This is a genomic window from Lachnoclostridium phytofermentans ISDg (genome assembly GCF_000018685.1).
Taxonomy (GTDB): Bacteria; Bacillota; Clostridia; order Lachnospirales; family Lachnospiraceae; genus Lachnoclostridium; species Lachnoclostridium phytofermentans.
Genome location: NC_010001.1, coordinates 2,881,088 through 2,897,507, shown reverse-complemented (window position 1 = coordinate 2,897,507; position 16,420 = coordinate 2,881,088). Strand labels below are relative to the sequence as shown.

11 protein-coding genes are annotated in these 16,420 nt (G+C 33.8%); 10 read left to right on the top strand and 1 reads right to left on the bottom strand.

The window, feature by feature from the left end; translation table 11 throughout:
* The first annotated feature begins 152 nt into the window (after nt 1–152).
* From CPHY_RS12130 to CPHY_RS12090, 9 genes are all read left to right on the top strand, one after another.
* Nucleotides 153–1,448 (top strand): extracellular solute-binding protein, encoded by a 1,296-nt coding sequence (locus tag CPHY_RS12130; protein ID WP_012200362.1) that lies wholly within the window; start codon nt 153–155, stop codon nt 1,446–1,448.
* A 135-nt stretch (nt 1,449–1,583) separates the two neighbouring features.
* Complete coding sequence (locus CPHY_RS12125; protein WP_012200361.1) at nt 1,584–2,978, top strand: carbohydrate ABC transporter permease; 1,395 nt, start codon at nt 1,584–1,586, stop codon at nt 2,976–2,978.
* Entirely contained in the window at nt 2,978–3,844 is an 867-nt protein-coding gene (locus CPHY_RS12120) for a sugar ABC transporter permease (RefSeq protein ID WP_012200360.1), read from the top strand. Before CPHY_RS12125 ends, CPHY_RS12120 begins: the two co-directional genes overlap by 1 nt.
* A gap of 393 nt (nt 3,845–4,237) precedes the next feature.
* On the top strand, nt 4,238–5,965 hold the full coding sequence (locus CPHY_RS12115) for an alpha-amylase family glycosyl hydrolase (RefSeq protein ID WP_012200359.1): 1,728 nt from the start codon (nt 4,238–4,240) through the stop codon (nt 5,963–5,965).
* Between the two features lie 289 nt (nt 5,966–6,254).
* Nucleotides 6,255–8,210, top strand: a complete 1,956-nt coding sequence (locus tag CPHY_RS12110; RefSeq protein WP_012200358.1) for an amylo-alpha-1,6-glucosidase — start codon at nt 6,255–6,257, stop codon at nt 8,208–8,210.
* Nucleotides 8,211–8,513: 303 nt separating this feature from the next.
* Nucleotides 8,514–10,130: a glycoside hydrolase family 13 protein gene (locus CPHY_RS12105; protein ID WP_012200357.1), complete on the top strand. Its 1,617-nt coding sequence runs from the start codon at nt 8,514–8,516 to the stop codon at nt 10,128–10,130.
* Nucleotides 10,131–10,295: 165 nt separating this feature from the next.
* Nucleotides 10,296–11,960 carry a glycoside hydrolase family 13 protein gene (locus tag CPHY_RS12100; RefSeq protein ID WP_012200356.1) on the top strand — a complete coding sequence of 555 codons (1,665 nt, stop codon included), beginning with the start codon at nt 10,296–10,298 and terminating at the stop codon, nt 11,958–11,960.
* A 301-nt stretch (nt 11,961–12,261) separates the two neighbouring features.
* A complete protein-coding gene (locus CPHY_RS12095; RefSeq protein WP_012200355.1) occupies nt 12,262–13,071 on the top strand; it encodes an FtsX-like permease family protein in 810 nt (269 codons plus the stop codon).
* Nucleotides 13,072–13,154: 83 nt separating this feature from the next.
* Nucleotides 13,155–13,958 carry an ABC transporter permease gene (locus CPHY_RS12090; protein WP_012200354.1) on the top strand — a complete coding sequence of 268 codons (804 nt, stop codon included), beginning with the start codon at nt 13,155–13,157 and terminating at the stop codon, nt 13,956–13,958.
* An 84-nt stretch (nt 13,959–14,042) separates the two neighbouring features.
* Here the strand turns inward: CPHY_RS12090 and CPHY_RS12085 are convergent, their stop codons facing one another.
* Nucleotides 14,043–14,927 (bottom strand): AraC family transcriptional regulator, encoded by an 885-nt coding sequence (locus CPHY_RS12085; protein WP_012200353.1) that lies wholly within the window; start codon nt 14,925–14,927, stop codon nt 14,043–14,045.
* 507 nt (nt 14,928–15,434) lie between these two features.
* On the opposite strand from CPHY_RS12085, the gene dapF reads away from it, so the two are divergent.
* On the top strand, nt 15,435–16,283 hold the full coding sequence (dapF, locus tag CPHY_RS12080; RefSeq protein WP_012200352.1) for a diaminopimelate epimerase: 849 nt from the start codon (nt 15,435–15,437) through the stop codon (nt 16,281–16,283).
* The last annotated feature ends 137 nt before the right edge of the window (nt 16,284–16,420 follow it).

Here is a 16,420-nt window from a genome sequence, read left to right as displayed (position 1 = left end):
AACATGTTATGTTTAAAAAACGTGTTTAACAAAAATTACTATATTTAAAACATGTTTTGTAAGAAACATATTTGTTTCGAACATTTTATGATATAAGCTTTAGTGACGAAAGTCATCTTAAACTAATCAAAATTTAAAGGAGAGGCAAAATTATGAGAAAGAAACTTTTTGGATTATTTATGGCAACCACATTAGTAGTTTCCTTAGTTGGTTGTGGTAAGAAAGCAGAAAATCCATCAACTGATAACGGAAAAACAGAAGCAACACAGACTCCTGGTGCAACGGAAGCACCTGCAAAAGCAGAGGATGTTACTTTAAAAGTTTGGGCACCTGAAAATCAGATTAAAGATGGAACAATGGATTCTATGACAAAATCCTTCCAGGAATTACACCCAGAATGGAACATTAAATTTACTATTGAAACACAGGGTGAAGATACAGCAAAAGATGAAATCTTAAAAGATGTTGGAGCTGCAGGTGACGTATTCTTCTTTGCTAACGATCAATTAAATGAGCTTGTAAATGCAGGTGCAATTGCAAAGCTTGGCGGATCTACAGAAGAAATGGTTAAGACAACTATGGCAGAATCAGTTGTTAATACAGTAAAAGTAAATGATGCTATTTATGCAATTCCTTTTACACATAATACATTCTTTATGTACTATGATAAGTCACTTTTAAACGAAAATGATATTAAATCCATTGAAGGCATTATGGCAAAAGAAACTCCTTCTAATGTATACAATTTCTATTTTGAATCAGCAGGTGGCTGGAAATTAGGTGCTTGGTACTATGGTGCAGGTTTAACAATCTATGGAGAAAACCAGACTGATTTTGCTGCAGGAGCAAATTGGAACAATGAAACAGGCGTTGCTGTAACAAATTACTTAATTGACTTAATTAAGAATCCTAAAGCAGCTTTTGATGGTGAAATTTCCTTATCCGAATTAGCAGGAGATCATAGAATCGGTGCTTGGTTTGACGGTTCTTGGAACTATAAATTATATAAAGATGCTTTAGGCGATGACTTAGGTTTAGCAGTAATTCCTACATTTAATCCAGATGGCAATGATTATCAGTTAAAAGGCTTCTACGGTTCAAAAGCAATCGGTGTTAACTCTCATGCAGCTAATCCTGCTGTAGCAGTAGCGTTTGCTGCATACCTTGGAAGTGAAGAAATGCAAGTACAACGTTTTGAAGAAACTGGTCAAGTTCCTACAAACCTTAAAGCTGGTGAATCAGCAGCTGTTCAGGCAGACGAAGTAGCTAAAGTTATCGTTGAAGAAGCTAATGTTGCATCTATAATGCAGCCTACATCCTCAGAATTCAGTTCAAGATACTGGGCAAATGCAGGTGGTATTGCTACTGAAATCAGAAGCGGTGCGTTAAATAAAGATAATGTACAACAAAAATTAGATACTTTTGTTTCCTCATTAAAAGTAGAATAAAAACAGTGTGATACGATTATAAAGATTAGAATAAAATTTACGATAATATGAATGTTTTAGATAAATATATTGTAAATGGGGAGGCTGCGAATAACTTGCAGCTCCCCCTTCTATCTTAAGAAAAGGAGTTGGATTATGGCTGGCAAAAAGAAAAAGAGTTCTAGTATGAATACTTCTATACGTGATGTAGGCTTTAGAACTGCTTTTATTAAAGGAAATGGAATTACTAAACTGTCTGCGGTAATATTTGGTTTAGGCAATCTTCTTCATAAGCAGATTATCCGTGGCTTAATTATGCTGTCATTAGAAATTGCTTATATTTATTACATGATAAGTTTTGGTTTAAATTCAATTAAAAACTTCATTACATTAGGAACCAAAGTACAGGAAGAGGTTTTTAATGAAGCAAAGCAGATTTATGAGTATGTAACAGGGGATAATTCCATGTTATGCCTGCTATATGGTGTTATCACCATAGTTCTAACTCTTGGATTTATTTTGTTTTTAATAACTTCTGTAAAGAGTGCATATGGTACTCAGAAAAAAATTGAACTGGGAAAACCTGTTCCAACATTTAAAGATGATTTAAGTTCCTTACTGGAACAAAATCTTCATAAGACTTTATTATTTACACCAATGATAGGAGTATTATGCTTTACTATTATTCCTCTGTTTTTTATGGCTTTAATCGCATTTACAAGTTATGATAGAAATCATCAGACACCAGGAAATTTATTTAGCTGGGTAGGATTTGATAATTTTATAGCCTTGTTTTCAAAAGGCAGTAAATTATCCCATACATTTTGGCCGGTTCTTGGCTGGACATTTACTTGGGCAATTTTTGCTACATTTACCTGTTATATTTTAGGGATGCTATTAGCTATGCTGATCAATCGTGAAGGTACAAGATTTAAAGGGTTCTGGAGATTTATCTTTGTATTATCCATTGCAGTGCCTCAATTTGTATCCTTACTTACAATGAGAACAATTTTTAATGCCAATGGACCTGTTAATGTTATGCTTCGACAGATTGGAGTAATCGGTATCAGAGATTCCATACCATTTTTTACAGATCCTTTACTGGCTAAAATAACCATTATTTGTATTAATATTTGGATTGGCGTTCCTTTTACTATGTTAACAACCACAGGTATTTTACAAAACATACCAAAAGAGTTGTATGAAGCGGCAAAAGTAGATGGTGCCAACGCTTTTGTTACATTTTTTAAGATTACTTTACCTTATATGTTATTTGTTACTACACCAACTTTAATTACTGCTTTTGCTGGTAATATTAATAACTTTAACGTTATATTCTTATTATCAGGCGGCGGTCCTGAAACCCTTGATTATTATTATGCTGGAAAAACAGATTTGTTAGTTACCTGGTTATATAAACTGACAATTACAAATAAAGATTACAACCTTGGTGCCGTTATTAGTATTTTGGTATTTATTATAATGGCAACATTAACATTATTAACCTATCGTCGTACAGGTTCTTATAAAGATGAGGAGGCATTCCAATAATGAAAAAAACTACTATGAAAATGAGACAGTTAATAACGAATATTATTGTCCATGTGTTTTTAGCCGTTCTTGGATTTATATGGGTATTACCTATCTTCTTTGTAATATTAACTTCACTTCGTAAAGAAGCAGGACAATATAAAAGCTATATTTTCCCGAGAGCTTATACACTGGATAATTACAAAAAACTTTTTGATCAAGCAAGCAGTTTAACATTTGGTAGATGGTTTATCAATACTCTAATTGTAGCTATCTTTACCTGTATTTTTTCTGCATTCTTTGTATTATGTGTATCTTATGTAATGTCAAGATTAAGGTTTAAAATGCGTAAGAAATTTTTAAATATTGCCATGATTTTAGGAATGTTCCCTGGTTTCATGTCCATGTATGCGATTTACTTTATATTAAAGGGATTTGGTATGCTGGAAGCAGGACCACTAAAATTAGTAGCACTGGTCATGGTATATTCGGGTGGTGCAGGGTTAGGATTCCTAGTTGCAAAAGGTTTCTTTGATACCATACCAAAAACCATTGATGAGGCTGCATTTATTGATGGAGCAACGAAATGGGATGTATTCCGTAAAATTACGATACCTTTATCAAAGCCGATTATTGTTATAACTATTTTGAATGCCTTTATGGCACCTTGGGTAGATTACATTTTTGCAAAAGTTATCCTTGGTCAGGATAGAAAATACTATACCATTGCCATTGGCTTATGGACCATGTTAGAGAAAGAGTTTGTTGAATATTATTATACCCAGTTCTTTGCAGGCTGTGTATTAATATCAATTCCAATTGCAATTCTTTTCTTAATTATACAAAGATTCTATGTAGAAGGTGTCTCAGGTGCTGTAAAAGGTTAAAACTGATTGGATAACAAAAAAATATAATTATGCTATAACATTCGGAATCTGAGTATCCGCTTTAAATAGTAAAAAGAAGTACTGTAAGATTTCGTTTCAGTACTTCTTTTTATATAATGGAAGGTGTGAAGTGTGAAAAGAAATTCTATGTCAGCAAAATACGCTGACTAAGAATTTCTAAGTTTCACACAGAAGTTTGTGCCTGCGTCGTCCTCGGTACAAACTTCAGCCTAATGAGAGGGCATGATTTCAAGTATGAAAAGAAATTGACTAAGAATTTCTAAATTTCACACAGCCTACTGAGAAAGCATGTTTTAAGTGTTAAAATTTAATTTTCACAAAGTGAATTTCAAATTATTCACTTTGCATTGGTATCATGGAGGAGGATTGGCGATGAGGAAGAAAATTTTATTGTTAAGCTGTCTTATTATTGTCCTGTTAGCGGCAAGCGCATGTAAAAAGGCTGATGTAAATCAGAATCCGTCTGAATTAAATCAGGATGAAAGTCAAAAGGAAAAGGAAGAAAACGATGATGAAGGCACACCGGAAGTGTCTCAGGATGAAACTAAGGCAGTTATTCCTTATGACTATGTACAGAATTTAAATATAATTGATGATAACTACCGTAATTTTTATGAAATATTCGTTTACTCTTTTTATGACAGCAACGGTGACGGCATTGGAGATATTAATGGTGTTATATCAAAATTAGACTATATTAATGATGGCAATGATGCGACCGATTCAGATCTAGGCTTTAACGGGATTTGGCTAATGCCTATCATGCCATCAACCACATATCACAAATATGACGTAACGGACTATTACAATATTGATCCACAGTACGGGACATTAGAGGATTTTAAAAATCTGGTTTCTGAATGTCATAAACGTGGAATTCATTTAATTATCGACTTTGTATTCAATCACACCTCGGCAAAACATCCTTGGTTTTTAGAAGCGGTTTCCTATCTGGAAAGCTTGAAGGAGGGAGAAGAGCCTGATTTAGAAAAATGTCCATATGTAGGATACTATCATTTTACGAAAGATTATAACGGTAGTAAAACTTACTATAAGGCAGGAACTTCAAATTGGTATTACGAAGGTGTCTTCTGGGATCAGATGCCGGATTTAGCTCTGGAAAATGAAAATGTCAGAAAAGAAATTGAGGATATAGCTAAATATTGGCTTGACCTTGGTGTAGACGGATTCCGCTTGGATGCAGCGAAAGAGTATTTTTCCGGTGAAAAAGAAAGAAATATTGAAGTTCTTAAGTGGTTTTCGGATTATGTAAAAAGTGTGAAAGAGGATGCCGACATTGTTGCGGAAGTATGGGATGAAGAGGGTACTATAGCAGCTTATTATGAAAGCGGAATTCCAAGTTTATTTAACTTCCCACTTTCCCAACACAATGGATTAATTACAAACACAGCCAGAAAATTGGGTACTTCTTCTGGTAAAAACTTTGCTAAAACTTTACTTCGTTTAGATGAGAAGTATAAGGAGGGTAATCCTAAATATATAGATGCTCCGTTTATTAGTAATCATGATACCACAAGAATATCTGCCCAATGTGTCAATGATGAAGATCAAATGAAAATGTCAGCAGGTATGTTATTGACCATGAATGGCAGCCCATATGTCTATTATGGAGAAGAGATTGGTATGAATAGTAAGGGAACCAAGGATGAGAATAAAAGATTGCCTATGCAGTGGTCAGCTACAGATACTACGGGAATTACTACACCACCAGCTAATGCAGATTCTGTAGAGCAGAAGTTCCCTCCTGTCGATGAGCAAATGAAAGATCCTCTATCCCTTTATAACTACTATAAGAGAGCAGTTAGAATCCGTAATGAGAACCCAGAGATTGCAAGAGGAGATATGAGTGTAATTGAAGAATTATGCACAAAGGACATCAGTGCAATTAAAAAGGTATACCAAGGCAGTGAAATTGTGATTCTTTATAATATTAATACAGAATCAGCCAACATATTGTTAAAAGATGCAGGTCTTACGGAGTTAAATATCAGAGGATACTTATCAGTGGATGGAAATGCAGTTACCATGTCAGATGGTGTTGTTTCAATGCCTAAGTATTCGATAGTTATATTAAAATAAATGATAAACGGGTGAAGATTGTGCCTTCGTATCCTAGGCACAATCTTCCGACCTATTGAATAGACATGTTTTCTGGGTGAAAGTTAAATCCTTTCAGGGCAGTAGTGCCTGCGTTATCCTTAAGCACAAACTTCAGATGTACAAAACGATGCGTAATAAGATCCGTAATGTAAAAAAAGATGATAAAAAAATTCGTAGGAATAAGGTTAGTATGAAAAAGTCAAGTTTTTTCACACGCGAATTTGTGCTGCACCTAAATTCGCATAATAGCAATAGAATGGAGATTAACATGAAATTTATATATGGAAAAAATGATTGGAAGACATTAGATAGGGGACAGGAAAACTGTTATCTGATAACGAATGGATTAGGTGGTTATTCTTCCCTTACCACAATTGGTTCTAACAGCCGTAACGACCATGCTCTGCTGATGGCTTGTACTATAGCGCCTAATCATAGATATCATTTAATTACACGAATGGATGAAGTTGTTGAACTGGATAAAGAGAAGTTTAGTTTATCTAGTCAAGAATATGTAAATCATGCGAAAAACCAATTAGGATTTCAATATTTAAATCAATTTACATTTGAATATTATCCTGTTTGGGTGTATCAGGTAGAGGGAATTGAGATTAAGAAAACTGTCTTAATGTCTTATGGGGAGAATACAATTGGGATACGTTATGTGATTCATAATAACATGGACAAAGAAGTTAAATTAACTATCACTCCTCAGCTTCAATTTATTCCTAAAGGTGATACCTTAAATCCGAATCAAATATTTGAAATTAATGATAATGTGATAAGTAGTAATGGAATCAGGTTAAATTATACGACCAATGGAACAATTGCCAGCTACCCTACAGAATATACAAAAGATTTATATTATGGTTACGATGCAAGAGATGGACGAGAAGCAATAGGTGTGACAGCATCTAATCATAATATTTCCGTAACAGTAGCTGCTTATGATGAATTGGTATTCGATGTAATATATAGCACAGATCCTATCGTTACTGCCATAGATAGTATAATAGAAAATGAAACGAAGAGACTGGAAGGTCTTGTAACTCAGTCTGGAATTAAAAATGAAGTAGGAAAGCAATTAGTTAAAAGTGCGGACCAATTTTTGGTTGACAGAGATTCCACCAAAGGAAAAACCCTCATGGCAGGATACCCATTCTTTGCTGATTGGGGAAGAGATACTATGATATCTATGGTAGGCTGCTGCATTTCTACAAAGCGGTATGAAGAAGCGAAAAGTATATTCCGTACCTTTATGCAGTATTGTAAGAAAGGCTTAATGCCAAATATGTTTCCAGAAGGAGGCAACGATCCTTTATATAACACCGTAGATGCCTCCCTCCTTTTTATCGGTGCTGTATATGAGTACTATTTAGAAAGTAATGACATTGCCTTTGTAGAGGAGGCATATGCCATTATGGAAGATATTATAAAATGGTACAAACAAGGCACGGATTATCATATTAAAATGGATACAGACGGTTTAATTATGGCTGGTAGCGGATTGGAACAGGTAACCTGGATGGATGTACGGTTTGAAGATATTTTACCAACCCCACGACATGGAAAGCCAGTTGAAATCAATGCCTATTGGTACAATGACTTAAAAATCATGGGTCTGTTTGCCAGATTGTTAGGCAGAGAAGACAATCAATATGAAGAGCTTGCTGACTTAGTAAGTGTCAGCTTTTCTGAAAAGTTCTGGAATGAATCAGAGAATTGTCTAAAGGATTTAGTATCGGGTGAAGAAGCGGACAATCAGATTCGTTGTAACCAAATATGGGCAGTATCCCAGCCTTTTTCCTTGTTGGATAAGGATAAGGAGAAGATGGTTGTGAGTAAAGTATATGAAACCTTATATACTCCATATGGACTTCGAAGTTTAAGTAAGAATGACAAAGCTTTTAAAGCTATTTACGGGGGCTCACACTTTAACCGTGATATGGCTTATCATCAAGGAACTGTATGGGCATTTCCTTTAGGTGCTTATTATTTGGCTTATCTTAAAGTAAATGATGAAAGTTTAGAAGCTGCAAAAAGAGTAAAAGAACAGCTGGAAGCTTTAGAAGCATGTATGAGAGAAGGCTGTATTGGACAAATTGCAGAAATATATGACGGAGAAAATCCTACGATCTCCCAAGGTTGCTTTGCGCAAGCCTGGAGTGTCAGTGAGTTATTAAGAGTTTTTGCTAAAATTGAGAAAGTTGAAAAAAATCTTTAAATTCTTTTATAAAAAGTTGTGTTTGTGTCTTCATCGCCACAAACTTCCGATAAAGCTATGTAGAGAGTGTCTCATAGGATGATAAAAAATGGTTAGTATAAGATGAATGACAAAGCACAGTTCGTATTTGTATGACAAAAACACAATTCGTACTTATATGGCAAAACATAGTTCGTATTTATATGACAAAAACAATAGTTCGCATTAATATGACAAAAAAATCAATTCGTATTTATATGATAAAGATACAGTATATATTTGCATGATTAAAAAGCAGAAAAAGAAAGACTAGAGGTGTATAACGTGGTAAAAAAATGGTGGCACAGTTCAGTTGTGTATCAGATATATCCAAGAAGTTTTAATGACAGCAATGGAGATGGAATAGGTGATCTAAAAGGTATTATTGAAAAATTAGATTATCTTAAAAATTTGGGGATTGATGTAATTTGGTTAAGTCCTGTTTTTAAGTCACCAAATGATGATAACGGCTATGATATCAGCGATTATGAAGATATTATGGACGAATTTGGTACTTTGGAAGATATGGAACTTCTTTTAAAGGAAGCGAACAATAGAGGTATTAAAATTCTTATGGACTTAGTTGCCAACCATACTTCTGATGAGCATAAATGGTTTATTGAGTCTAGGAAATCAAAAGATAATGCTTATAGGGACTATTATATATGGAGAGATCCAGTAGATGGTCATGAACCGAATGATTTAGGTTCTACTTTCTCCGGAAGTGCTTGGGAATGGGATGAAGCGACAGGGCAATATTATTTGCATTTATTTAGCAAGAAGCAGCCAGATTTGAACTGGGAAAATCCTATCGTCAGAGAAGAAGTCTGGAAGTCTATGAATTTTTGGATTGATAAGGGTATCGGTGGTTTTAGAATGGATGTTATTGAGCTTCTTGGTAAGATTCCAGATGAAAAAATTATTAGTAACGGACCTATGCTCCATGAATATATTCGAGAGATGAACAGGAATAGCTTTGGGGATAAGGATTTATTAACGGTAGGTGAATGCTGGGGTGCAACTCCTGAAATAGCTAAAATGTATTCTAATCCTGACGGTAGTGAATTAAGTATGGTATTTCAGTTTGAGCATATTGGGCTGGATCAGATACCGGGAAAAGATAAATGGGATTTACAACCTCTGAACTTAATTGACCTTAAGAATGTATTTCATAAATGGCAAACCTGTTTTCATGACGATGGATGGAATAGTTTGTTCTGGAATAACCATGACACACCAAGAATTGTATCCAGATGGGGAAATGATAAGGTATACAAGATTGAAAGTGCTAAGATGTTAGCAACACTTCTGCATGGGCTTAAGGGTACCCCTTATATATATCAGGGTGAGGAATTAGGAATGGCCAATATTAAGTTTAAAGATATCAATCAATATAAAGATATAGAAACTCTTAATATGTATAAAGACCGCTTAAATAAAGGTTATAAGCACGAAGATATTATGGAATCCATATATGCTAAGGGCAGAGATAATGCCAGAACCCCTATGCAGTGGAGTGATGAGATAGATGGCGGATTTACAACCGGTACACCTTGGATCGAGGTAAATCCAAACTTTACAGAGATAAATGCAAAAGAACAGGTAAGTAATCCAAACTCCATTTATAATTATTATAAAAAATTGATAGAGATAAGAAAGAACAATGAAGTAATTGTATATGGTGATTTTGAAATGTTACTTCCGGAAGACAAAAATATATTTGCATATGTTAGAACCTTAAAAGATTCCAAAATAGTAGTAGTATGCAACTTCTATGAAAATGAAGTGGAATATAACATACCAAAGGAATACGAAGAAAAGAAAGAAGTTCTTATTTCTAATTATGGTTTAAGTTTAACGGGCAGATTAAGACCTTTTGAAGCGATTATGTATAGGGTATAGTGTGAGAAGAAGTTCTAAGGCACCTCAATACGGTGCCGAAGAACTTCTAAATCTCACACAAACTACTGAGTTGGCACGTTTAAAGTGTGAAGAGAATTTCCAAGGCACACTGTAAGTTTGTGCTTCCGGCTAAATTCGCAAGTATCGGAAGCGTGGAGGATTAGTATGAAAAACACAAATACACTACACCCTTGGTGGGAAAGTGCAGCAGCATATCAAATATATCCAAGAAGTTTTATGGATAGCAATGGTGATGGCGTAGGAGATTTACAAGGTATCATTAGCAGACTGCCATACTTATCTGAACTGGGTTTTGATTTAATATGGATATGTCCAATCTATCCGTCTCCTAACGATGATAACGGTTATGATATTAGTGATTATCAAAATATCCAGAAGGAATATGGTACCATGGAAGATTTTGAAGAATTACTCCATAAAGCTCATGAACGTGGTATTCGCGTTATAATGGATTTGGTAGTAAATCATACATCGTCTAGTCATCCTTGGTTTATTGAGTCTAGAAGTTCTAAAGATAATCCAAAGAGGGATTGGTATATATGGAAAGATGGGAAAGACAATGTAGAACCAAACAACTGGGAAAGTATTTTCGGAGGTTCTACCTGGGAATATGACGAAAAAAGTGGACAATACTTTTTACACGTTTTTGGTAAAACCATGCCGGATATCAATTGGGAAAATACCCAAGTAAAAAAAGCAATATTTGATATGATTTGCTGGTGGCTTGATAAAGGAATTGATGGATTTCGGGTGGATGCCATCAGTCATATTAAGAAACCGGATTTTAACGATATGCCAAATCCTAAGAACGAACGTTATGTTTCTTCTTTTGATAAGCATATGAATCAATCCGGTATATTGGATTTACTAAATGAACTAAAAGAGAATGCCTTTTCAAAGTATGATATTTTTACCGTAGCGGAAGCCAATGGAGTACGTATTGAAGAAATAGAGGAGTGGGTATCATCAGAGAAGGGAATATTTAATTCTTTATTTCAATTCGATCATTTGAATTTATGGAATGTAGGATCAGAAGAAGGAAAAATATCCATAAAGAAGTTAAAAAATGCCCTGACCAAATGGCAAAAGGCTGCACCCATGGATGGAAATGTGGCTTTGGTAATGGAAAATCATGATTTAGTTAGAAGTATAAGCCGTTTTGGTTCCGAAGATAAATACTGGAAAGAAAGTGCAAAATGCCTTGCTTTAATGTATTATATGCAAAAAGGAGTTCCTTTTATTTACCAAGGACAGGAAATAGGAATGCTAAATGCTGATTACGAGTCCCACTTAGATTTTCGCGATGACCCTACTTTATTTGCTTATCAGGACCGTATTAATAATGGTATGTCACCAGCAGAATCCTTACAGGTGCTAAAAAAGAGCAGCAGAGATAATTCTCGTACTCCAATGCAGTGGGATGCTTCCCCTCATGCAGGGTTTACTACTGGTACTCCATGGATGAAAGTGAATCAGAATTATCATTGGCTAAATGCAGAAGTGCAAAAAGAAGATGAGGATTCTATATTAAATTTCTACAAAAAGTTAATAAAAATTAAAAAAGAGACCACAGGCCTCATTTATGGTGATTATAAGTTATTAATGGAAGAAAGTGAAAGCATCTATGCTTACACTAGAGAGTATGAGGAAAAAAACTATCTGGTTGTTTGTAACCTATCAGAAGAACTAAGTGAATTACAAATCGATTTAGATATTACGAAAGGTGAAATACTCATAAGTAATTATGAAGATAGAAACAGTAAAGAAATGTTATTAAAACCTTATGAATGTAGGTTATACAGTCTTTAAATAAATAATCGTATTATTAAGCAGACTTAGTCTATGGCAGATTTAAGTCTGTTTTTTTATAAATATAAGTTTTGACAACATACTGGAGCGGAGGGATAAACATATTTTCGTTTTAGCGTGTTTTATTTGTATTGAATTATGGTTAAATATGGTATACTGATATGCAAGATTATTCTTTTTGAGTTATAAAGCAACGCAGTTAATTTATATTTACGGGAGGTTAAACGTATCATGTCATTGAAATTAGCATGTAATTATTATCTTGAAACAGAACAGCTTTTTGATGATAAAAGCATAGACCTTGATTATTTCAAGTATCACAGGTGATTTAGAGGATGAAAACACGATTAAAAATATTACAAAGGATAACTTGGTCAAATCCTATACCGGTGGACTATCGCAATTTATAACTATAAATGGGGAACAAGTTTATGGCTTTGGATTACAAGATAATAAAATCACAAGGACGAGATATGGATTTACCCATAAACTAGAAGAGGGTTCCATCATCATAAATGATATAGCTGCCAAATTGCTTCATGTTGAACTTGGAGATAAAATTATACTTAAAGAAGTAGCGTTTCAAATAGATGAAATTATTGAATTACATAAGTTTACTGAGGAGAAGATGCCGATAGCAATCGTTCCATTATCTACGTTTCGTACCCTAGTTGATCGAGAACAAGGTGTTGATTTTTTAGCCATAAAACTTAAGGATATGGCTTGGCTAGATGTTATGACGAAGCAGTTAAGGGAAGAATATCCTTCTCTTCAAATAACCTCAACATATGAAGTAAGTGAAATGAGATCGATAGAAATGGTTATTTCAAATTATCTATTGTTTTTAAGTGGTTTGATTATCATTATTAGTATCCTATTGATTTCAAGCATCTACTATCGCTATTTAAAGAAAAGTCATAAAAATATTGATACTCTTCGTATGATAGGAGCAAATTCTTCTAATATATACGAAATTATGTTTTACCAATCAATTTTGATGAATTCTATTGGTTGTATCCTAGGATTTCTATTGGCTTTTGTATGTAATAAAACTTTCATAGAATGGTTTGGTAAGAAAGGAGAATGGATTGAGCAAGAGGTAACATTTTAGAAGTTAAAAATATCAAACCTTTATCGTTTTATGATTATCCTGATTTATTTTTTTACTCTAAGGGAAATGTTTCTTCAGCTAATGTGGAAGGTACTTCCTTTGTTAAGCTTTTAGAGGATAAGTTAATTAAAAAGGAGATAAGTAAAGAAGAGGCTATTATAAGCTCTGCTTTTGCTAAGAGGTATGATATTAAGATTGGTGATACCATAGGTCTAATAAGTCATAAAAATCTTACAATAGACATTAAGGGAAATATAAAGATAAATAATTATAATGAAAGACTTATCAGTCAATTTACAGTAGCGGAAATAACGGATAATGCGGCAAAAAACATTTTAATAGACAATCAATCGGAAGTCATAGATCAAGTAGAGGAGAAATTCTTTAACCGTATCTACCTAGCAGAGGATGGTCCTCTTGATAAGGATGAGTTATATCTAACTTTAACAGAGCTAAGTTACCAGTATGGCATAACATGGTCTTCTTATCAAGAGGTGCTAAAAAGAGACGAAAAGATATTAAAAGAAGAAACGCAATTACTCTCTATATGTATCAATACTCTTTTTATATTTATTTGTTTTGGCATGTTAAATACCTTAAATAATATCTTACTTAGTAGAAGGAAGGAATACCGAGTACTAAGGCAATTAGGAGTTAGAAGAGGGAATATCGTTAAAATTATGATAATACAGATACTTACTTTTTGTTGCATTGGTATTATTCTAGGCGTGGTTTTTGGATCCTTTGTGATATCAACGATGAATTTTTCTGATCTAAGAAGTTTTCGGATACAATTATCGCTTAAGGAAGTACTGATTTTAGTTAGTGTTTTACTTTTATTTATGTTAGGTACAATTCCAACAATGAAAAAAATAATTATGGAATAAAGCATTTTGAGTGATAACTGTAAAAGTAATTGTAAGAGATTTAAAAAGACCTCCGGGTGAACTAGGAGGTCTTTTTTTAACAGATCACTCTCTATATTCCTGACCTTGAAATGGAGAGTTTTGTAGTTTGCCGGTTACGTACTCAGTCGGTGTACAATGATAAACTTTACGAAATGTACGTAAAAAGGTGGAATAATCGCTATAGCCACTTTGCAAACTTGCTGTTGTAATTGGAGTACCTTCTCGCATTAATTCTAAGGCATTTGTTAGCCTTTTTTTTGTTATATAATTGTGAAGTGATGTTCCGGTCACTTCTTTGAATTTATGCATAAGATAGGAGGAACTTAAGTATAGAGCTTTGGATAATGCTTCGATGCTTAAATCACCGGATAAATTCTCCGAAATATAAGAAATAAGAGAATCTACATGTTTATTTGATTGAATACTCGTTTGTGTTTCTATGAGAGGAGCAGAATCTAACATTCGATTCATTAATATCATGAGTTGTATAAAAAGTGTATTGGTATACAACTCACTTGCATATTCTTTGGAATGAAAGGAATCTTCAAGTTCCTGCAAGAGATGTGAGAATTTCATTCTGTATTTCGCTTCAGCTCGTAAAAGATTACTTTTTTTCGCTACCGTTTCCTGAAAGCAATCATCAAGTCGATATTGTTTTAAGGAATCCTGCAATAAAGATTCTCGATTCAACCATAAAATAATACGATCATATGGAACTCCTGTTTGAATGATTGGCTTATGCATCTCATGATGATTAATGAGCAGGATATCCCAAGGCATTAACTGATAAACCTTACCCTCAATCATATAGGTCACATTACCAGAGAAAAAGATGACAATTTTTTGAAAGTCATGATAATGATATTCAATCGGTGCTGTATGGGAATCTTTTAGGTGAAAAAATCGAAATTGGTCATTAAGGTAACCACGTTTGTTGTTATGATCCATATTACTCCTTGTCATTCCTTTCTAATAGATTACGATATAAAGCTACGATGTAAAAAACTAATCTTATGATAATACAACAGAGCAGAAAATGCAATATGTCGAGCAGAAATAGATATGTTATAGTTAAAATATGTTGTGTATCATATTAGTAGTAGGATAATGCTTTCATAGCAAAGTAGAAAGAATTATTGTAATGTCACAATGCTACGTAGAAAGAAATCTTATTGCAATGCTTGTTATACTAAGTTGAAAGAAAAAAATATTGTAAGACCTGCAATAGTGGGTATTAAGAGAAACATATGAGCAATTCTTGCATACTTAGCAGAAAAGAAATTATAGTAAAGTTTGCAATAATAAGTAGGAAGAAAAACTTGTAATAATGCTTAGTATAGAAAGATACAATGATAAAAAAGTGAATTAGAAGTTAAGTTAAACTATTCAATAGAATGATAGAAAATGTAAAAATAATGTATTTTTGAATGTTACATAACTGAAAGGGGTTAAACTATGGAATTTGTCTTTGAGAAATATCACGGAAATGGAAACGATTATTTAGTATTTGATACCAAAAAATTTGAGTATGAGCTGCAAGGTTCACAAATTCGTGAAATATGTGATCGTCACTTTGGGGTAGGTTCTGACGGTATTTTAATGGGGCCTTATGAAAAGGAAGATGGTATTTATGTACGTATCTTTAATCCAGATGGTAGTGAAGCAGAGAAGAGTGGAAATGGAATCAGTATATTTGCACAGTTCTTAAAAGACCATAAGTATGTAACAGAGGATGTAATTACGATCAATACCTTAGGAGGGCCAATCGAAATTCATTACATCAATGATAAAAATGGTACCTTAAATGTTGCGATGGGTAAAGTTTCTTATATGAGTGATGAAATTCCTGTAACAGGTGAATCTAGAGAAGTGATTGAAGAAGCAATGGAATTTCAAGGACAGAAGGTAATCACTACCTGTTTAACCATTGGAAATCCACATTGTGTAATTATAAGAGACGAATTAGTTAAGAAAGAAGTTAAGAGCTTAGGCAAAATTATTGAATCTGATGAACACTTCCCTAATAAAATCAATGTGCAGTTTATGCAAGTTTTAAATCGGGAAGAAATCGTGATTGAAATCTATGAGCGTGGAGCCGGATATACTTTATCTTCTGGTAGTAGCAGTTGTGCCGCAGCTAATGTTGCCTATAAATTAGGGTTAACAGACCGTAAAGTGAAAGTTCATATGCCTGGTGGAACTGTAGAGGTCGAAATCGAGGAAGATGGTATGACTTTTATGACTAGTCATGTAAAACGTATCGGAAAGATTATTACCGCAGATGTTTTTATAGAAGAATTATAATAGGCATGTATATTACAAGGAAAAGTTCCTGATGGTCGTACTTTTCCTTGTAATATGATTAAAAATGTGCACCTAGCGAACATTTCTTTGTTATGAATAAAAGAGAGGGAAACCTAATTTGTATGATTATTGAGTAC